Genomic DNA, 17,931 nt, shown 5'->3' with positions numbered 1-17,931 from the left:
TCGGTAGCTGGGCGCACCTGCGGCGCGCCGGAGGACGTGGGAGGGAGCGCGCGAGCCATGACTCCAGGGTAAGCGAGCGGATGCCGCGCGCCCATGTCGGCCCTGTCAAACCCTGTGAAGCCCTGTCAAGCCCTGCCCGCGCAGGCGACGGCCCAGTACCGTGAGGTCGTGCCCCACGACGATCTCGACATCCGCCCGATCACTCCCGACGACGCCGGCGAGGTCCTGACACTCCAGCGCGCCGCGTTCGTGCAGGAGGCGCTCATCTACGGCACCCCGCACATGCCTCCGCTGACCCAGACGCTGGAGGAGATCACCGCGGAGCTGGCCACAAACCTCGGATGCGTCGCGCTGCGGGGACCCCGGATCGTCGGAGCCGTCCGCGCGCAGCACGACGGCGAGCTGCTGCTCATCGGGCGGCTGGCCATCGCACCCGATCAGCAGGGCGAGGGAATCGGCACCGCACTGCTGGCGGCAGTCGAGCAGAGGGGGAAGGATGCCGGCGCCACGGTCGCCGAGCTGTTCACCGGGTCCCTGTCGGAGGCGAATCTGCGCCTGTATGAGCGCGAAGGGTATGTCGAGAGCGAGCGAGTACCGGGGGATGACGGTATCGAGCAGGTCTTCCTGCGCAAGAAACTCGACTGATCAGCCGCGGCCGCCGTCGCCGAAACCCCGTACTCAGTCGAGGAAGATGTCAGGGAAGAGCTGATCATCCGGGGTGCCCGGCACGGCAGCGTAGCGCGCGAAGTCTGTGACACCCGCAGCCTCCAGCACATCCTCGACGATCAGCGTCTGACCGGTGTAGTCCCGCGAGGGCTTCGTGATCACCTCGTACGCGGCATCCGCGTAGATCTCGGGCGTGCGACTGACCTTCATCATCTGGTCACCGCCGAGGGCGAACTGCACGGCTGCTGTCGCGATCGTGGTGCGCGGCCAGAGCGTGTTCGCCGCGATGCCGTCTTTCGCGAACTCGGCGCCGATGCCGAGGGTCGCCATCGTCATCCCGTACTTCGCCAACGTGTATCCCGTGTGTCCACCCAGCCACCGCGGCGAGAGGTTCAGGGGCGGCGACAGCGACAGGATGTGGGGGTTCTCGGACTCGCGCAGGATCGGCACCGCGGCGCGCGAGAGCATGAACGTGCCCCGCACATTCACACCCTGCATGAGGTCATACTTCTTGGCGGAAAGGTCGAGCGAGCCGGAGAGATCAATGACGCTCGCGTTGTTGACCACGACGTCGATCCCACCGAACTCACCCTGGGTCTTGAGCACCGCCGCCGTGACGTCGTCATCGTTGCGGACGTCGCCGACGATCGGAAGCGCACGACCACCGGCAGCTTCGATCGCCTCGGCCGCGGTGTGAACGGTGCCCTCGAGCTTCGGATGCGGCGTGTCGGTCTTCGCCAGGATGGCGATGTTCGCGCCGTCGGCTGCGCACCGCAGTGCGATGGCGAGCCCGATCCCGCGGCTGCCACCGGAGAGCAGAACGGTCTTTCCGGCAAGCTTCTTTTCGGTCACGCGTGGTCCTTTCGGGTGGCGGATGTGGTGGCGGTGTCGTTCTTCGGGGTTCGGGATGCCGCAGCGAACGCGGCGATTCGCGTCCGGGCGTCGTGGGTGCCGAACCGTTCCCCGATCGTCTGCGCCTCGTCCTCGAGGTTCTGGGCGAACGCGCGGCCCGCGCCCGAGCGCACGAGTCGCTTCGCCTCGCCGAAGGCCGCGACAGCACCCGACTGCCAGAAATCGGCGACCTCCCGTGCGCGCGCAGCAACCTGGTCAGCCGGAACCACCTCGTTCACCAGGCCCCACTCGAGGGCTTCGTCGGCGGTGAGGGCGCGGTCCTGCAGCAGCAGGGTCAGTGCGCGGCGCTGGCCGATCGCCGCGGGCAGCAGGGTCGAGACGCCGAGGTCGGGGGTGAGTCCGATGTTGGCGTACTTGCTCACAAAACGCGCAGCGTCGGAGGCGACAATGTAGTCGGCGCAGAGCATCAGGCCGAGACCGCCGCCGGCGACGGCTCCCTGAACTGCAGCCACGATGGGAGTGGACGAGCGCACCAGGGTGAGGATCCCCTCGTGAATGATCCGCGCCATAGCGGTGACCGCCTCGCCGGCGCTTCCGTCGCCGGGATCCGCCTCCGCCATCGCGACGACATCGCCGCCCGCGCAAAACGCGGGGCCTGCGGCATCCAGCAGAATCGCCGTCACGGTGGGATCCCCCGTGAGCTCGACAGCCACATCTCGCCATCGACGGCCCATCTCGAAGTCGACGGCGTTCAAGCGGGCAGGGCGGTTCAGCGTGACGTGGGCGAGGCCATCCTCGACCTCGACCAGGATGGAATCGCTCATCTCAGCCTCCTCCTCTTCGAGCGAAGGTGCGGCCACACGGCGTTCCCCTTCGAAACCTCCCGTCACTCTACTCTCGCCGCTGCCGCCAGCGAGTCTGCGTGCCAGTTTCTTTGATACTGCGTTCCATGCGACTGCCGACGGCCGCGGCGGTAGGGTGGCGGCGTGAGCGGAGAACGGCGGCGCAGCTACTCCATCGGAGTCGCGCTCGACTGGTTCTTCTTCGTGTTCGCCGGGATCTCGGCGCTCTGGCTGGCCTACCTGAGCTTGACCGAATCGTTCCGTGTCGGGTGGTGGGGGCTTCTCGTCGCCATCGCGTTCTGGGTGCTCCTGGCCTACCTCGTCCTGCCGCGCATCCACCGCATTCTCACGACCATCTACGTGCCCGGCTATTTCATCGGACGCACCCGCACCAGCGACGGGTTGCTCGGCGACCCCGTCAACCTCGCCTTCATGGGGGAGGAGGCTGCGCTCCACGAAGCGATGGAGCGCGCAGGCTGGACCCTCGCCGACCCCGTCACCCTGCGATCATCCCTGCGGATCGTGACGTCGACCCTCACTCGGCGCAGCTACCACCGAGCCCCCGTCAGCCCGCTGTTCCTCTTCAGCCGGATGCAGGACTTCGCCTACCAGCAGGAAGTCGACGGCAATCCGGCGCAGCGTCACCACGTGCGGTTCTGGCGATGCCCCGACGACTGGCCCCTCCCCGGCGGCCGCCGCGTCGAATGGCTCGCGGCGGGCACCTTCGACAGCTCCGTCGGCCTGTCGCTGTTCACGCTCCAGGTCACGCACCGCATCGACGCCGACACGGATGTCGAACGCGACCACATCGTCAGTTCGCTCCTTGACGCAGATCCGACGATCCGTGTCACGGTCATCGAGGACTTCTCGACCAGCTACCACGCTCGCAACGGCGGCGGTGACTCGATCCGCACCGACGGCGACCTGCCGATCCTGGATCTGCGGCCTGCGTCGGCGGAGCAGACCGCGGCCGGCGAGGCCCCCCACGACGAGGAAGTCGCCTCGCTCCCGGCATCCGACGTGCGGGAGGTCGCGACGACGCAGACGCGACAGGACCTCCCCCGCAAACGCGCCGCTTTCGAACCTCCCACGACGCTGTTCGCGCCCCTCCACCGGGACCCGACCATGCGTCGCCCGGCCACCATCACGACAGGAACGCTGCTGCTTCTTCTCCGGGTGCTGGCAGGAGTCCTCCTGATCGCGGGCTTGTGGCTGGAGTGGCCGGACGTGATGGACAGCGCCGACCTTGCCGTCGGTGGAGACATCCTCACGGCAGAGGAGGAGCAGTTCGCGCTGTGGATCGTGATCGCCCTCATGGGGCTGAGCCTCGCGGTGCAACTGAGCGTCGTGCTCTCGCTGTGGTGGGGCCGCAACTGGGCACGCCTGATCGTCATGGTGTTCGCTGTCGTATCGATCTCGACCGCGTTCACGACGTGGTTCCTGCGCGAGGAGGAGATCACTCTCCGGACTTCGCTGCTCGCGGTGGGCCTCGACGTGCTGATCCTGCTGGCGCTGTCCAGCCGGAGCGCCGCCGCCTACTCCCGGCGTCGCGAACGGCGCCACTGAGGCCGGACCCCGGTGGCGTCGCTAGCGCGGCGCCATTCGGATCGCGCCGTCGAGGCGGATCGTCTCACCGTTGAGGTAGCCGTTCTCGATGATGCTCATGACGAGCGCCGCGTATTCCTGGGGCCTGCCCAGTCGGGCCGGATAGGGCACCTGCTGACCGAGTGAATCCTGCGCCGCCTGCGGGAGGCCCGCGAGCATCGGTGTCTCCATGATTCCGGGAGCGATCGTTGCGACACGGATGGCGTGACGGGCGAATTCTCGCGCGATCGGCAGCGTCATCGCGTGGACACCACCCTTGCTGGCGGCATACCCCGGTTGCCCGATCTGCCCGTCGAAGGCAGCGACGCTGGCGGTGTTGATGATCACACCGCGGTCGCCGGACTCGGCATCCGGGTCCGTCCTCGCCATCGCTGCAGCAGCGTGCGCGACGACGGTGTACGTACCGATCAGGTTGATGCGCACGATCCGCTCGAACGCGACAATCGACGACGGCTCCCCGTCACGGTCGAGCACCTTGGCCGGGGGAGCGATTCCGGCGCAGTTGACCACGACCCGCAGCGGACCGGATGCCGCAGCGATCGCTACCGCGGCACGCACGGCTTCGGCATCCGTGACATCGGCCGCAGCGAAAGTGCCACCCAGCCACGCGGCGACGTCCGCACCGGGCGAGCCGGGCAGATCGACAATCGTCACCCGCGCGCCACCAGCGGCGAGCCGCTCAGCCGTCGCCAACCCCAGACCGCTCGCCCCGCCGGTGACGAGAGCTGCAGCACCACTGACCTTCATCCGACTCTCCTTCGATGTCGCGCCCCAGGCTACCCCCGAGTTGTTCGCCGCGACCGCGTGTAGCTAACTCCTCACATACGTCACCACCACCGCACCGAGTTGCCGAAGAGACGGCTCAGCACGCCAGGTTTGAGGAGTTAGCGACACCGCCGTGGGCCAACCCGATCGTAGCTCCGACCGATATGTCGCTCGGCCTCCCCTGTCTCCAACTCCTCAACGACGCCGACGCGATGTCCCGTATCGGCCAAGTCGCGGGCCTCTCAGCCTGTTCTTCAGGAGTTAGCCACAGCCGGAACCGGGTCAGGACGGGCCGAGGATGAAGTTCCAGGAGCCGGCCAGGACGGCGGCGGTCACGGCGACTGCGGCGATTGTCGCACCGAGCAGTACCAGCAGCCACTCGGCCATCCCGAACCGGGACTCTCGCGCCCACGTCCGCGGACCGGGTGCCCCGAAGCCGCGGGCCTCCATCGCGACCGCGAGTTTCGTGCCCCGGCGGATGGAGAGCACGAGCAGCGCGAAAGCCATCCCGAGGAACCGACGGATGCGGCCGCGGTCGGCGACGCCGCGCGACCGACGCGCAAGCTCGAGGGCACGCCAGTCGTCGACGAACAGTCCGATCATCCGCAGGCCCGCGAGCCCCCCGAGAACGAAGCGGGCCGGTAGGCGAAGCACCTGCGCGAGCCCATCGGCAAGATCGGTGGGATCAACAGTGGCGAACAGAACGACGGACGGCAGCGCTATCGCGAGCACACGAAGCATGGTGGCAAGCGCCAGAGCCAGCGATCCCTCGCTGATGCGCACCACGAACCACTCTGCGTAGATCTGTCCGCTCGCCTGGCCGTACAGCGCGATCGTCACACCCGTCAGTGGCGCAAGCAGCCACACGATCCACGTACGCCGCCAGAACCGACGCCAGCCGAGGCCCGCGAACGGGAAGAGGCTGAGTTCGATCGCCAGCGCGACCCCCGCCGACACCGCATCCAGGGTCAGTACGAGCGGGACCGTGAGCGCCACGATCGCAAGCAGCTTCGCGACCGGGTTCAGTCGCGCCACCCGTGAGGGCACGACGGTCTGGATGTCGATCACGACGACCCGCCGAGCACGAAACTGTCGGCATCCAACGCATCGGCGACCTCGAGATCGTGCGTGATCGTCACGACCGCCGAGCCCTCCTCACGCACCCGCGCAAGGAGTGTGACGAGCTCGGCCCAGGTGCGGGCATCCTGTCCGAACGTGGGTTCATCGAGAACGAGCACACGGGGCCGGGTCGCGAGGGCTGCAGCCACCGTGAGCCGACGCTTTTCACCCCCCGAGAGTGTGTAGGGATTCGCCTCGGCGAGGCGGTCAAGCCGCAGCCGGTGCAGCAGCTCTTCGACACGCGCCGTGATCTCCGACTCGGCGAGTCCCAGCGCGCGCGGTCCGACCTCGAGCTCGCCGCGAACGGTGCGGGCGAGCAACTGATGCTCGGGGTCTTGGAACACCATGCCGAGCCGCGTGAGCAGCGCGCGCGAGGGCCACTGGTGAGGATGTCCCCGCTGACCGTCCGCGAGCGCCGAAGACGGCACGACCATCCCCGAGGCGGGCGGGATCAGCCCCGCAAGGGTGAGACCGAGCGTGGACTTGCCGGCACCGTTGGGTCCCGTGATCGCCGTCGCAGCACCTTCGGTCACCTCCAGGTGTGAGATCTCGGCGATCGGACGCCCCGGCACGCGCGCAACGACGAGGTCATCCGTCGATACGAGAACGGAGCCCCGAGGGCGGGTAGCCCGGGGCGGCCACGTCGGCCTGTGGCCCGGAACCCACACGCCGGAGTCTGCGAGCTCTTCACCCCGATCACGCAGCACTGCCTCGGGGGCGCCGTCCGCGACCACGCCCCCATCCGCCAGCACGATGACACGATCGACCACGGGCTCCCAGGCCGCTACCCGGTGCTCGACGACAACGAGGGTTGCTCCCGTCTGCTCGACGACGCGGGCGACGGCATCCCGCACCTGCATAACGCCGTCAGGGTCGAGATTGGCGGTGGGTTCGTCCAGGATGATGAGGCCTGGCCGCATCGCTACGACAGCGGCGAGCGCCAGGCGCTGCTTCTGCCCTCCGGAGAGGGCGCTCGTAGAGCGATCGAGCGGAACGTCAAGTCCCACCAGCTCGAGGGCCTCGCGCACGCGATGCCAGATCTCCTCGCGGGGGACGCCGAGGTTCTCGCAGCCGAACGCCACTTCGTCGCCCACGCGCGCGAGAACGACCTGCGAGTCGGGGTCCTGTAACACGAGGCCGGCTCTGCCACGCGCCGCGCTCGGGAGGGCGCCGCCGAGGCGAATCGAGCCTTCGCTCTCTCCCTCGTCCGCGCCGAGCACCCCGGCGATCGCCCGGACGAGCGTCGACTTGCCAGACCCCGACGCCCCGAGCAGCAGAACACGTTCCCCCGGCTCGATCCGCAGGTCGACCTCACGCAGGGCCCACGCCCGCCGGCTGCCATGCCGCCAGCCCCACCCCTCGATGCCGACGGCGACAGGATGGGGCGGAGCAGAAGGGGTCAGGGCAGACTGTGCGGTCACGTCAGACGCGCTGCCGGACCTCGCGCCCGGCAGGGAAGGCATCCAGGGCGCCGGTGGCGGCGAGCGCGCGCACCAGCAGCCACGAAAGATGGCCGGCGATCCCGGCGCCGGAGATGTCGGTGCTGTTGTGGTTGACGATCGTGAAGGTCACGTCGGCCCCCGCGTACCAGAGGATCAGATTGTTGATGCCACCGGCCAGCGCCGCACCTGCCCCGGCGAGAATGGCGACCGGCAGCGTCCACACGCGGTAGGCGAAGATCAGGAAGATGATCTCGGCGCCGAGCCCCTGCACGAAGCCGGCCTCGAGCGTCAGGAACCCGCCCCACTGGTTGCCGACCAGCGCCGAGACGACGGCAGCGAGCAGCTCGGTGTAGATCGCGGCACCCGGCTTGCGGATGACGAGAGCACCCAGGACTCCGGCGAACAACCAGGGTCCGTCGAGCAGGCCCTGCAGACCCGGCAGCAGCGGCTCTAGCAGCGTGCTCGGCCCGACGTACCCGACGTTCCAGGCCAGGAAGATCAGACCGGATGCGACACCGATGACGCTGGCGACGACGATATCGACGATCCGCCACCGGAACCGGTTCGTGACGGTGGTGGGGGTGGACGACGAAACAGACATTGTTCTCCTTCCTGCGCTGGCATGACCCAGATCAGGTTCGACGGTCGAAGCGTGGATTCGCTTCCTCTCAGCCCGGCACACCGGACTCCCGTGGTTCGTGGTGCCGAGTATACGCGTCAGGTACGGATAATCTGGGCGGGATGACTGACACGGAGGCGCCGACCGCCCCCGACCCGACCGACGCCGACCCGGCGTCGAGTGCGGCCGCGGGCGCCGCCGTTGAGCGCGCCGACACCGCTGCCCTGCAGTGGGCCCGGCCCACGGGAGCCCCCGTGTCACGGCCGGCACCGGAACGCTCGGACACCGGCGATCTCCTCGACGGGATGCCGCGTCGGTCACTGCTGCGCGGAACCGTCATGGGCCCGACCCTTGTCGTTCTCGCCGTCATCGCGGCATACGCCGCGGTCACGCTGCTCTGGCCGCTGACCGCTGTCATGCCGACTGCGCAGCCCGTCGATGTGGCGCCTCTCACGGCATACGCCGCCGCCCCGGCGTGGCCGGCAGACGGATCGGCTGCGGTTGCCGTAGACGGGTTCGAGTCGACGGCCGCCGACGCAACCCTGGTCTCAACGACGGATGACGCACCGCTGGCGAGCATCACAAAGCTCGTGACCGCACTCATGGTGCTCGACCGACAGCCCCTCGCGCCCGGTGAGACCGGCCCGGAGTACGCCTTCAACTCCCGTGATCGGTCGACCTACTGGAACTATCGCGGGCGCGGCGAGTCGGCCCTGGACGTTCCCGTGGGCGGCTCTCTCAGCGAGTACCAGATGCTGCAGGGACTGCTGATCGGCTCCGCGAACAACTACGCGTCCAGACTGGCCGACCAGTTCTGGCCCACGGACGAGGTCTTCGAGAGCGCCGCTGCCGACTGGCTGCGCACACACGGCATCAGCGGCATCACGGTCGTCGAACCGACCGGCATCGACTCCGATAACGTCGGCACGCCTGCGGGCGTCATCGCGCTCGGTCGCAAGGCGCTCGAGAACCCCGTGATCGCCGAGATCGTGGCGACCCCGTCGGTCGATCTTCCCGGCGCCGGGGTCGTCACGAACACGAACGATCTGCTCGCAGATCCCGGCGTCGTCGGTATCAAGACGGGGTCCCTCTTCGTGAACGGCCGCGAGGTCGACGACCTGGCCACCGCAAAGAACATCACCGTTGGCGACCACACGGTCCGCGCGTATGCCACCGTCCTCGCCCAACCCAGCGACGAGCTGCGTGACAGTGCGGCCCGGGCGTTGCTGGCCCAGCTCGAGGCTGAACTCACGACCCCCTACGTCATCCCCGCAGGAACGGTAGTCGGGACCGTGCAGACCGCGTGGGGATCGACCCCGGAGATCCGCACCACCGCGGACGCCGCCGTCATCCTGTGGAACGGCGCGGCGTCGAGTTCGTCATCCGCCCTCGTCATCGATGAGTGGGAAGCCGGATCTCCCGCGGGGACGTTCACCCTCACAGGCCCCGTGAACTCGACCACCGTCGAAGCTGCCGTCTCGGCCGAGATCGAGCAACCGTCCCCGTGGTGGCGCCTGACCCACCCGCTGCACCTGTTCGGGCTCATCGACTGACAGCCAGGATGCCTCTCTCTGAGCCGCCTCAGCTCCACAGCGGCGTCGGCGGCGGGAACGAGAAGGCCTGATCGAGAAGATCTGCGGGAAGTTCCGCGCCGGGGGCAGGATTCCAGCGGGGTGAGCGGTCTTTGTCGACGAGTTGTGCGCGGATTCCCTCCACCAGATCCGGCTGTGTCGTCCCGAACCAGAGAACAAGCCCGTACTCCTGGGCGAGAGCAGCCCGCAGGTTGGGGAGCTTCCGCGCGCGTCTGACCGCCTCGAGGGTCACCGCGAGCGCGGTCGGCGGAAGCGACTCCAGATGCGCGGCAGTCTCGCGCGCGGCATCCTCAAGCCGCCCCTGCAGTGCCGAGACGATCTCGGCGACGGCGGGCTGTGAGAATGCGACGTCGATCCACTCCCGCTCCCGGGTCAGGGTTCCGGGAGCCGGTTCTGTCGCGACCGCCTGGATCGCACCGTCGACATCGGCTCCGGCAGCCAGCTCCGACAGCACAGCTTCGAGCCGCTCGCGTGGCACGTGGCGATCGGCGAGCCCCGCCTCGATGGCATCGGCAGGCCCGACGGTGTTCCCCGTCAGCGCCAGGTACTCACCGATGTGCCCGGCGGCGCGACCCAGCAGCCACGATCCGCCGACATCCGGCGTGAAGCCGATCCGCGTCTCGGGCATCGCGAGCATTGATCGCTCGGTGACCAGACGGTGAGATGCGTGGCCAGCAAGGCCAATGCCGCCGCCCATCGTGATCCCGTCGGCGAACGCGACGATCGGATGCCGATACTCCGCGATCCGGGCATTGAGGGCGTACTCGGCGCGGAAGAAGGCTTCGACCTGTTCGGGGTGATCGCCGATGAGTGTGTCGTACAGCCCACGAACATCGCCCCCGGCGCAGAACCCGCGATCGCCGGCGCCGCGCAGAACAACAGCCCGAATACTGTCGTCCTGCTCCCACCGATCGAGGGCCGCAGCGAGAGCCTCGACCATCTCGAGGTCGAGGGCGTTGAGCGCGCGGGGGCGTTGCAGGGTGAGGATGCCGATCTCGCCGCGCTGCTCGATCTCAACCGTCGGTGCCGTCGTCTCCACGACTCCACGCTAGCGACAGGCCGCCACGAAAGGGGGTCTTCGGGCGGCCTCGGGCGTGGTGCCGCGTCCGGGAGCGCTCCGTCAGCCAAACTGGTGCGCAATCCACACCCAGGGAGGGGCTCTTCATGCCCGACGGACAGGTTCTGGAGTTCGCGGGGCTCACCAAGCGCTTCGGGACGATCTCGGCGGTCGCCGATCTCACGTGCAGCATCCAGCCCGGACGCATCACGGCGTTTCTCGGACCCAACGGGGCCGGCAAGACCACGACGCTGCGGATGCTGCTGGGCCTCATCCGTCCCACATCGGGCTCGGCGACCATCGGTGGTCGCCGCTACGACGAACTCACCTATCCGCTGCACACTGTCGGCGCGGTCCTCGAAGCCACCGGCTTCCATCCCGGCCGAACGGGCGCGGCGCACCTGACCGTGTACGCACAGGCTGCCGGCATCGCGCGCTCGCGCGTCGATGAGGTGCTGGAACTGGTCGGCCTCACGCACGCGGCGGGACGCAAAGTCGGTGGGTATTCGCTCGGAATGCGTCAACGGCTCGGGGTGGCGTTCGCGCTGCTCGGCGACCCGGGGGTGCTCGTGCTCGACGAGCCGACCAACGGCCTCGATCCCGAAGGCATCCGGTGGATGCGGTCATTCCTGCGGACTCTGGCCGGCGAGGGGCGGACCATCCTGGTGTCGTCTCACCTGCTCGCCGAGGTGCAGCAGACGGTGGATGCCGCGCTCATCATCTCCGGCGGCCGCCTCGTCTTCGAGGGGTCGCTCGCCGACCTCGCCTACCAGGAGGTTCCTATCACCCTCGTCGACGCACCCGACCGCGGCGCCCTTGTCGCGGCGCTAGAGGGTGCTGCGGTTCCGCTCGAGCACCTTCGCACCGGCATCCAGGTGCAGGGCCTCGACGCTGCTCACGTGGGAGCGATCGCTGCTTCTGCCGGCGTCGCCCTCTCGGCACTGACCGACCGGGGGCCGGCCCTCGAGGAAATCTTCCTCGAGTACGTCAACGGAACCAGGCCCCCTCTCCTGCTGACGGATGACCCGCGACGTGTGACGCCCCCGGACGCGAACGACGCTGACGACGAGCCTGAGGTAGAGGCCGTGACCGACTGGGACGCCGATACCGCCTCGGTAGCTGACGGAACGGACGAGCCCGAAGACGCGACAAAACCGGCGGAGCCTGACATCGACCCTGAAGCGAGAGCCGACGAGGAAGGGGCGAACCGATGACCGTCGCCACCGTTACCCGGTCGGAGTTCACGAAGTTCTTCTCGACATCCCTGTGGTGGGTGCTGGGCCTCGTGCTCGTGGTCTACATCGCCTTCACGGCGGCCGCTCTCGCCTTCGCGATCGGGGCCGTCGGCAGCGGGATGCTCCCTGGCGAGGGCGCACCGGTTCCGACTGAGGGAGTCGCACCGGTGTTGTATTCACTGGCGGCAAGTGTCGGATACGTCATCCCTCTCATCCTCGGAACCCTCATGGTCACCTCGGAGTTCCGGCACAAGACCCTCACGGCGACGTTCCTCGCGACACCGCGCCGGGGAACCGTGCTGTGGGCGAAGATCGTCGCGGGAATCGTCGTGGGCGCGGGCTTCGGGATCGTCGGCGCGCTGTCATCCGTCGGGCCGGCCGCTGGCCTCCTCGCAGCGTTCGGGGTCGAGACCGACCTCGGGGTGGGCTCAACCTGGGCGCTGATCGCGCGGGTCGTACTCGCTCTCACGATCTGGGTGATCGTCGGGATCGGCGTCGGCGCGCTTGTGCGCAACCAAGTGGCTGCCGTCGTGGGGGTGCTCGTCTTTACCCAGTTCCTCGAACCCATCGCCCGCGCGGCGGGAGCGTTCGTGTCAGGACTCGATACCGTCACCAACTACCTGCCGGGCGCAGCGAGCGATGCCCTGGTCGGGGCAAGCATCTTCCAGATGGCGGGCGCGGGCACCAGTACGAGCGGACTCGAATGGTGGGCGGGCGGCGCCGTCCTTCTCGCCTATGCCGCCGTGCTGCTCGTGCTCGGCTACGCGCTGAACTGGCGCCGCGACGTCAGCTGACGAGGTCGGCGACGTCTTCGGCAGGGCCGTCGACGTCGAGCCGCAGCGCTTGAACGAGCGCTAGCCCGTGGCGCGTCGTGAGAACGATGCGCTGATAGTCCGGGTGCCCCTCGAGGTCGATCACGACGCCGGGACGACGACCTCGCACGACGACGAAGTCCTCGCTGCTCGCCGACTTCCACGTGCCCATCGCGATGACTCCGCGCACATGCGTTCCGGGACTCGGCACCCCGCGAAGCCACGTCCACACGTCGTCGGTGAGTTGGACTTTGGCGATTGTGTCGCGCGGGAGGTCTACATTCTGCCGACGGAATGCAAGCAGCCGCTCAGACCCCGACAACGCCACCTCCAGGTGAGCGGAGTCAAGCAGCAGGGTGACCATGAACCTAGTCTGCCAGCGGCGTTCGCGCCCTTACGGGGAGTTTGCTTACAAGCCCGCAACGATCCCTCTGCACCCTCCCTCCAACGGCAGACGCTCTGGCGCGATCGACAGCACGTGCACTCTCCGCGTCAACTGCACCGTCGACAACGACTGCGGCGTCCCGCGCGCCGAACCGGGAGCTTGAGCTCCTCAGCGAGCCTCCACTGATTCCTGGTCCCTTGTCGGCATCCGATCATAGGTCGGCTCCACCGCTCGCTCCGTGCGATCGCTCTTTCCAGAGTCCGACCCTTCGGGTCTGCGCTTAGGCGCGTGGATCCCGAGCGTCTTCACGAGCTTGTCCATCCCCCGCGTGCTCACGCCTGCGAGGTAGCAGTCCGCGACGACGGTGATCATCGCCGTTTCGGCGCGCTTGCGGCGCGCTTGCGGCGCGCGAGCAACCACTCCGGGATCTGGACGTCGATCGTACCGACCCGGGTGTCCAGGTCACGGTGCCGATAACCGTTGCGTTGCGCGACACGGTCGGCGCTGGGCTTGCCCCATTCGGCGCCGACGACGGCGTCCACGTCGGCGGACAGCAGCGCGTCGATCATGGTCTGCAGCAGCGAGCGCATCAGATCCGGCGATGCGTCGGTCAGGGCTTCAGCGAGCACGCTCGCACGGTCGCACGGTCGACAATAAGACAATAAGAGGTGCGATCATCGTGATGACTCCGTTCGAGAGGGATGTGAGAGTTTCCTCGAAGGATCACACGGTGACCGCGTCTACGTCATAGCGACAAGCTCGGCCAGCCACCACGCGCTACACCACTATGCGGGACTCAACTCACGAGGAGCGAGCGCATCCACACGTTCTTGCCTGTAACCCTCATCTCCTCTACCACGAGGGTCCCGGCCAGAGCCTCGTAGTGCTCCGGGCTGCCGTGGTGGCGCGAGTTGATCTCGACCCCGGTGCCGTTTTCCAGGTCTCCCGCCGCCCCGAATCCCTTGTCCCCCTTTCTACCTACAGACAGCACTACAGCGAGTCACTAGCGTGACTGCTGTCTCAGAAAGGAGATTGATATGGAACGAAGAATTGGTCGACGTCGAGTATCACTGATTGCCGCTGGTTTTGCTGCGGCGCTTCTCACTGTCGCCATCGCATCACCGGCAGGTGCAGAACAAGTCCCGCCCGGACCGGAAGCCCCGGCTGAAACAGCGCTGATGAGCCCTGGATCATCCACCTCGGAGGTAGTCTTCGCCGTCCCGGCGACCTCCACGTCCAGGTCTGAAGGGGGCGTGGCGGCGGCCGCTGCTTCAAGCTATACGTGCCTGTTGACGGTCGACAACCCGCATTGGTCGAACGGCTCGGCCAGTGTCATCGCTAAGTCACGCGTTCGGTGTAAGGGTCCATCCGGCACGATTCCAGTGCAGGTGCAGATGTACCTTGGAAAGACCGCCTACAACGACGTTGCCACCATGGGGATCGTAGCGCAGTCCTTGTACACGCAGTACGTGCAAGTCACCAGTACCGTCAATTGGGGACCGACGACAACCTGGTATGTCCCGGCACTGAACAGCGGTACGCATATTTCTCGGGCCGCCTACTTCAGAGCTTCAGCTTCGGCGAACACTGCGCCGCCCCTCCTGCCGCTGGCTGCGCCCCCGAGCGCAGCCTCGAGCTTCCTCTGGGTGCCCTAAACCGAGGCTGGGCGGGGTGCGTCTGCGCTACCCCGCCCAGCTGAAGACACGCAACAATCCCATCCCAGATGGCCAGCCGGTCTCCACGTAAGCCGTGAACTCTCGTCCATCGGCCCGCGCCCAGTCGATGACCTCGATTACCGACGATGCACCCTCAAGTTGCCACTCATCAGTGGCACCGAGCTCACTGAAGTAGACGCGATAGACCGGATCTTCCATCTCGTACGCTGCGTCACGCGGGTCGACTCGGCTTATGTCCATGGAACCATCTTCCCGACTGGCTCCTCTTTAGGAAAGAGCGATGCCTCCCGATGAACAAACCGGAACTGTAGCCCGCCGACAGGACGCAAACGGCACACGACAGGTTCGACACTTACCCTCCTGGAGAACCCCAGGCCCCGCATGACTACGGGGTATTCGGAACGATCTCAACGCGCCGCGATTCCTGCACAACCGGATTGCCGACCACCACAACACGCTGTGCTGTCCGTCACCACCAACGCCCGACTACGCAAGAGGCTGCTCAGTAATGAGCAGGATTCACCCGACCTTTGCCGCGATCGCCGGGGCGCGAAGCAGCGTCCGGCGGCTACTGGGGGCGATCCAAGACGACGCTCACGTATGCCTGGAAGGCTCTAGAGGCGCTCAGAACGCCACAGGAGGCCGTAGGGACCATGCCCGTGACCGGCGTCACTCCGTCGCCGCCCTGACTTCCCAAGGAGCGCCTGAAGGGTTCACGTAGGCACGCCCTCTCAAAACGGCGTCCGAAAGACGATCGTTCCACGGAAACCATCCGCGCGTCCGCACGCGCACAATCCACCGGACGCGAGAACGCCATCGCGACGCGGCCGAGTACCTCGAGGACGGTGCAACACTGGGGTGGTGGGCACGCTCAACCGAACACCGACTCGCCCCGCTGCCGTGAGCCTCGACGATGCCCTCTCACGAGCCAAAGCGGGCGGCGACCTCGGCCGCGACGATCTGATCGCGGTGCTCAGCGCGCGAGGGCCGGAGTTGGATGCCGTCCTCGATGTTGCGAGCGACCTGCGGGATCACGGCCTGAGAGAGGCGGGTCGCCCGGGAATCTTCACGTACTCCCGCAAGGTGTTCGTCCCGGTCACCACCCTCTGCCGGGACCGCTGCCACTACTGCGTGTTCGTCGATACCCCCGGACAGCTGCAGCGCGCGGGAAAGCCGGTGTTCATGAGCCCCGAGCAGGTGCTCGCCGTCGCCCGCGCAGGCCAGCGCCAGGGGTGCAAGGAGGCTCTGCTCACGCTCGGCGACCGCCCCGAGGAACGGTGGCCCGAGGCCCGTCGTTGGCTCGACGAGCACGGTTTTGCGTCGACGCTCGACTACGTCGCGCATGTCGCCCGTCTCATCACCGCCGAGACCGGGATGCTCGCGCACCTGAACCCCGGCGTCATGACTGCCGACGAACTTCTGCGCTTGCGCCCGACCGGACCCTCGATGGGCATGATGCTCGAGACGACATCCCGAGAGCTGTTTGAGACTCCCGGTCAGGTCCACTACGGTTCGCCCGACAAGGATCCCGAGATCCGGCTTCGGGTGATCGAGGATGCCGGCATCCATCGCATCCCGTTCACGACCGGCATCCTCGTCGGGATCGGCGAGACGATCACAGACCGAGCCGACTCCCTGCTGGCTCTGCGGGATGCCCACCGTCGTCATGGACACCTGCAAGAGATCATCGTGCAGAACTTCCGCGCGAAGCCCGGGACCGCGATGCGCGACGCGGCGGATGCCGAGCTCGAGGAATACGTCGCCGCGGTGGCAGCCGCCCGGCTGGCTATGGGCGCGAGGGCCCGCATCCAGGTTCCACCGAACCTCAGCGACCCGACCGAGTTCGCCTTTCTCGTTCGTGCCGGGGCTGATGACTGGGGCGGGGTTTCGCCGGTGACAGCAGATCATGTGAACCCGGAACGTCCGTGGCCCCACCTCGACGATCTGGCGACACGCACCGCAGAGCTGGGTTTCGAGCTGCGCGAGCGCCTGACCGCGCATCCGGAGTATGTTCGCGATGCCACGACGTGGATCGCGCCGGAACTGCATGCCGCGGTGGCTGCGCTCGCCGACCCCGTATCGGGGCTCGCGCTGTCGACGGCCGCTGCGCCGACCCCGGCGGGCACAGCCCGGCCCGCTCGGCGCGGCTCGTTCGAAGGACTGGTCACGGATGCCGCGACCGACCCGGAGTCCCTCGCCGACGAGGACTGGGCGCGGCTGCTGACGGCGACGGGCGCAGACCTGGACGCTGTCACCCGCGCAGCCGACGATGTGCGCCGCTACACGGTCGGCGAGGCCATCAGTGTCGTCGTCAACCGCAACCTCACCACGACGGGGCTGCGTCCGAGCGCGCCCACCGGCGACCGGGACCGCGACACGTTCACGATCGCCGAGGTCGCCGAGATCGCTCGGGATGCGGCGGACCTCGGTGCGAGCGAGCTGTGCGCGCAGGGCATCATCCCGATCGAGGCGGATGCCTACCTCGAGCTTGCTCGCACGGTGAAGGATGCCGCGCCGACGCTCCACCTGCACGCCTTCCGCCCGCAGGATGTCTGGGACTTCGCGGCTCGCGGCGGACTGTCGATCGACGAGGCCTACCGTGCCCTGCAGGCCGCGGGCGTCGACACCGTCCCGGGCACCGGCGTCAAGGTGCTGAACGAGGGCGTCCGCGCTCGGGTCGCCCCCACCGACCTTCCCATCGACCAGTGGCTCACTGCGATCCGCGCCGCACACGCGGCGGGACTGCGCTCGACATCCGTCCTGTTCTACGGCCACGTCGAGAGCGCCGCCGACCGGATTGCGCACCTGCGCACCCTCCGCGACGTGCAGCTCGAGACGGGCGGGTTCACCGAGTTCGTGCCGATCCCCCTCCCCGGCCACGGGGTACCTCTCGTCGATGGTCGGTCGCCGATCGATGAACATCGCGCGATGGTCGCCGTCTCACGGCTGCTGCTGTCGGGCGCGGTCTCACACATTCAGGTGCCGTGGCCGCGCCTGGATGCTTCCAGCATTCCTGTCCTGCTGCGCTCGGGCGCCGACGACCTCGGCGGCACGCTGCTCGATGGTCGGGTGCTCCCCCGCACCGGTGTGGAGCACGGCCGCGAACTCCCTCTGTCGGATGCCGACCGTATCGCCCGGCACCTGATGCGGCCCCTCCGGCAGCGCACGACCGATTACCGGGATGCCCGCCCGATATCGCGCCCGCACGATATCGCCGGCGACCGAACACGGGAGCTGCGATGAGACCCGAACACGAAGTCGTGA

At 67.9% G+C, this 17,931-nt stretch carries 16 protein-coding genes, 1 pseudogene and 1 riboswitch; of the genes and pseudogenes, 6 read left to right on the top strand and 11 right to left on the bottom strand.

Annotated elements, in window-relative coordinates:
• Nucleotides 1–168: 168 nt before the first annotated feature.
• On the top strand, nt 169–645 hold the full coding sequence (locus Q1V87_RS02675) for a GNAT family N-acetyltransferase (RefSeq protein WP_300590756.1): 477 nt from the start codon (nt 169–171) through the stop codon (nt 643–645).
• 33 nt (nt 646–678) lie between these two features.
• Here the strand turns inward: Q1V87_RS02675 and Q1V87_RS02670 are convergent, their stop codons facing one another.
• Both Q1V87_RS02670 and Q1V87_RS02665 read right to left on the bottom strand, forming a co-directional pair.
• Nucleotides 679–1,518 carry an NAD(P)-dependent oxidoreductase gene (locus Q1V87_RS02670; RefSeq protein ID WP_292707474.1) on the bottom strand — a complete coding sequence of 280 codons (840 nt, stop codon included), beginning with the start codon at nt 1,516–1,518 and terminating at the stop codon, nt 679–681.
• Nucleotides 1,515–2,342, bottom strand: coding sequence for an enoyl-CoA hydratase-related protein (locus Q1V87_RS02665; protein WP_300590755.1), 828 nt, complete (start codon nt 2,340–2,342; stop codon nt 1,515–1,517). Before Q1V87_RS02665 ends, Q1V87_RS02670 begins: the two co-directional genes overlap by 4 nt.
• 162 nt (nt 2,343–2,504) lie before the next feature.
• Between Q1V87_RS02665 and Q1V87_RS02660 the strand changes: the two genes are divergently transcribed.
• Nucleotides 2,505–3,926: an LssY C-terminal domain-containing protein gene (locus tag Q1V87_RS02660; RefSeq protein ID WP_300590754.1), complete on the top strand. Its 1,422-nt coding sequence runs from the start codon at nt 2,505–2,507 to the stop codon at nt 3,924–3,926.
• 21 nt (nt 3,927–3,947) lie between these two features.
• Here Q1V87_RS02660 and Q1V87_RS02655 read toward each other — a convergent pair whose 3' ends face one another.
• The 4 genes from Q1V87_RS02655 to Q1V87_RS02640 all read right to left on the bottom strand — a co-directional run bounded on the left by Q1V87_RS02655 (nt 3,948) and on the right by Q1V87_RS02640 (nt 7,892).
• Nucleotides 3,948–4,712 (bottom strand): SDR family NAD(P)-dependent oxidoreductase, encoded by a 765-nt coding sequence (locus Q1V87_RS02655; protein WP_300590753.1) that lies wholly within the window; start codon nt 4,710–4,712, stop codon nt 3,948–3,950.
• A gap of 300 nt (nt 4,713–5,012) precedes the next feature.
• Complete coding sequence (locus tag Q1V87_RS02650) at nt 5,013–5,798, bottom strand: energy-coupling factor transporter transmembrane protein EcfT (protein WP_300590752.1); 786 nt, start codon at nt 5,796–5,798, stop codon at nt 5,013–5,015.
• Nucleotides 5,795–7,270 carry an ABC transporter ATP-binding protein gene (locus Q1V87_RS02645; RefSeq protein WP_300590751.1) on the bottom strand — a complete coding sequence of 492 codons (1,476 nt, stop codon included), beginning with the start codon at nt 7,268–7,270 and terminating at the stop codon, nt 5,795–5,797. The genes Q1V87_RS02650 and Q1V87_RS02645 overlap by 4 nt, the downstream gene beginning before the upstream one ends.
• Before the next feature lies 1 nt (nt 7,271).
• On the bottom strand, nt 7,272–7,892 hold the full coding sequence (locus tag Q1V87_RS02640; protein WP_300590749.1) for an ECF transporter S component: 621 nt from the start codon (nt 7,890–7,892) through the stop codon (nt 7,272–7,274).
• Nucleotides 7,884–7,994, bottom strand: a riboswitch (TPP riboswitch). It overlaps the preceding gene by 9 nt.
• A 38-nt stretch (nt 7,995–8,032) precedes the next feature.
• Here Q1V87_RS02640 and Q1V87_RS02635 point away from each other — a divergent pair.
• Nucleotides 8,033–9,463, top strand: coding sequence for a D-alanyl-D-alanine carboxypeptidase (locus Q1V87_RS02635; RefSeq protein ID WP_300590747.1), 1,431 nt, complete (start codon nt 8,033–8,035; stop codon nt 9,461–9,463).
• Nucleotides 9,464–9,491: 28 nt separating this feature from the next.
• Here the strand turns inward: Q1V87_RS02635 and Q1V87_RS02630 are convergent, their stop codons facing one another.
• Nucleotides 9,492–10,541, bottom strand: a complete 1,050-nt coding sequence (locus Q1V87_RS02630) for an enoyl-CoA hydratase/isomerase family protein (protein WP_300590746.1) — start codon at nt 10,539–10,541, stop codon at nt 9,492–9,494.
• A 125-nt stretch (nt 10,542–10,666) separates the two neighbouring features.
• On the opposite strand from Q1V87_RS02630, the gene Q1V87_RS02625 reads away from it, so the two are divergent.
• Together Q1V87_RS02625 and Q1V87_RS02620 are read left to right on the top strand one after the other, a co-directional pair.
• A complete protein-coding gene (locus tag Q1V87_RS02625) occupies nt 10,667–11,773 on the top strand; it encodes an ABC transporter ATP-binding protein (protein ID WP_300590744.1) in 1,107 nt (368 codons plus the stop codon).
• Nucleotides 11,770–12,588: an ABC transporter permease subunit gene (locus Q1V87_RS02620; RefSeq protein WP_300590743.1), complete on the top strand. Its 819-nt coding sequence runs from the start codon at nt 11,770–11,772 to the stop codon at nt 12,586–12,588. The genes Q1V87_RS02625 and Q1V87_RS02620 overlap by 4 nt, the downstream gene beginning before the upstream one ends.
• On the opposite strand, the gene Q1V87_RS02615 is transcribed toward Q1V87_RS02620, so the two are convergent.
• The 4 genes and pseudogenes from Q1V87_RS02615 to Q1V87_RS02600 all read right to left on the bottom strand — a co-directional run bounded on the left by Q1V87_RS02615 (nt 12,581) and on the right by Q1V87_RS02600 (nt 14,907).
• Complete coding sequence (locus tag Q1V87_RS02615) at nt 12,581–12,970, bottom strand: hypothetical protein (RefSeq protein ID WP_300590742.1); 390 nt, start codon at nt 12,968–12,970, stop codon at nt 12,581–12,583. The two genes, Q1V87_RS02620 and Q1V87_RS02615, sit on opposite strands and share 8 nt — an antisense overlap.
• A 306-nt stretch (nt 12,971–13,276) precedes the next feature.
• A pseudogene (locus tag Q1V87_RS02610) lies at nt 13,277–13,653 on the bottom strand (transposase); the annotation flags it as partial.
• Nucleotides 13,654–13,787: 134 nt separating this feature from the next.
• Nucleotides 13,788–13,982: a hypothetical protein gene (locus tag Q1V87_RS02605; RefSeq protein ID WP_300590741.1), complete on the bottom strand. Its 195-nt coding sequence runs from the start codon at nt 13,980–13,982 to the stop codon at nt 13,788–13,790.
• A 691-nt stretch (nt 13,983–14,673) separates the two neighbouring features.
• The gene (locus Q1V87_RS02600; protein ID WP_300590740.1) at nt 14,674–14,907 is read right to left on the bottom strand and encodes a hypothetical protein; all 234 of its coding nucleotides are present in this window, start codon (nt 14,905–14,907) and stop codon (nt 14,674–14,676) included.
• 621 nt (nt 14,908–15,528) lie between these two features.
• Between Q1V87_RS02600 and cofG the strand changes: the two genes are divergently transcribed.
• A complete protein-coding gene (cofG, locus tag Q1V87_RS02595; protein WP_300590739.1) occupies nt 15,529–17,910 on the top strand; it encodes a 7,8-didemethyl-8-hydroxy-5-deazariboflavin synthase CofG in 2,382 nt (793 codons plus the stop codon).
• The last annotated feature ends 21 nt before the right edge of the window (nt 17,911–17,931 follow it).

The organism is Microbacterium sp., from assembly GCF_030149085.1.
GTDB lineage: Bacteria > Actinomycetota > Actinomycetes > Actinomycetales > Microbacteriaceae > Microbacterium.
Note: the sequence above shows the minus strand (reverse complement) of the source record. Positions and strands in the feature narration are given on the sequence as shown.

Excerpts from the sequence above, each read along its gene's own strand:
- Q1V87_RS02665 (WP_300590755.1), bottom strand. The coding sequence starts at position 2,342 with ATGAGCGATTCCATCCTGGTCGAGGTCGAGGATGGCCTCGCCCACGTC.
- Q1V87_RS02655 (WP_300590753.1), bottom strand. The coding sequence starts at position 4,712 with ATGAAGGTCAGTGGTGCTGCAGCTCTCGTCACCGGCGGGGCGAGCGGT.
- Q1V87_RS02640 (WP_300590749.1), bottom strand. The coding sequence starts at position 7,892 with ATGTCTGTTTCGTCGTCCACCCCCACCACCGTCACGAACCGGTTCCGG.
- Q1V87_RS02635 (WP_300590747.1), top strand. The coding sequence starts at position 8,033 with ATGACTGACACGGAGGCGCCGACCGCCCCCGACCCGACCGACGCCGAC.
- Q1V87_RS02625 (WP_300590744.1), top strand. The coding sequence starts at position 10,667 with ATGCCCGACGGACAGGTTCTGGAGTTCGCGGGGCTCACCAAGCGCTTC.
- Q1V87_RS02620 (WP_300590743.1), top strand. The coding sequence starts at position 11,770 with ATGACCGTCGCCACCGTTACCCGGTCGGAGTTCACGAAGTTCTTCTCG.
- Q1V87_RS02615 (WP_300590742.1), bottom strand. The coding sequence starts at position 12,970 with ATGGTCACCCTGCTGCTTGACTCCGCTCACCTGGAGGTGGCGTTGTCG.
- Q1V87_RS02600 (WP_300590740.1), bottom strand. The coding sequence starts at position 14,907 with ATGGACATAAGCCGAGTCGACCCGCGTGACGCAGCGTACGAGATGGAA.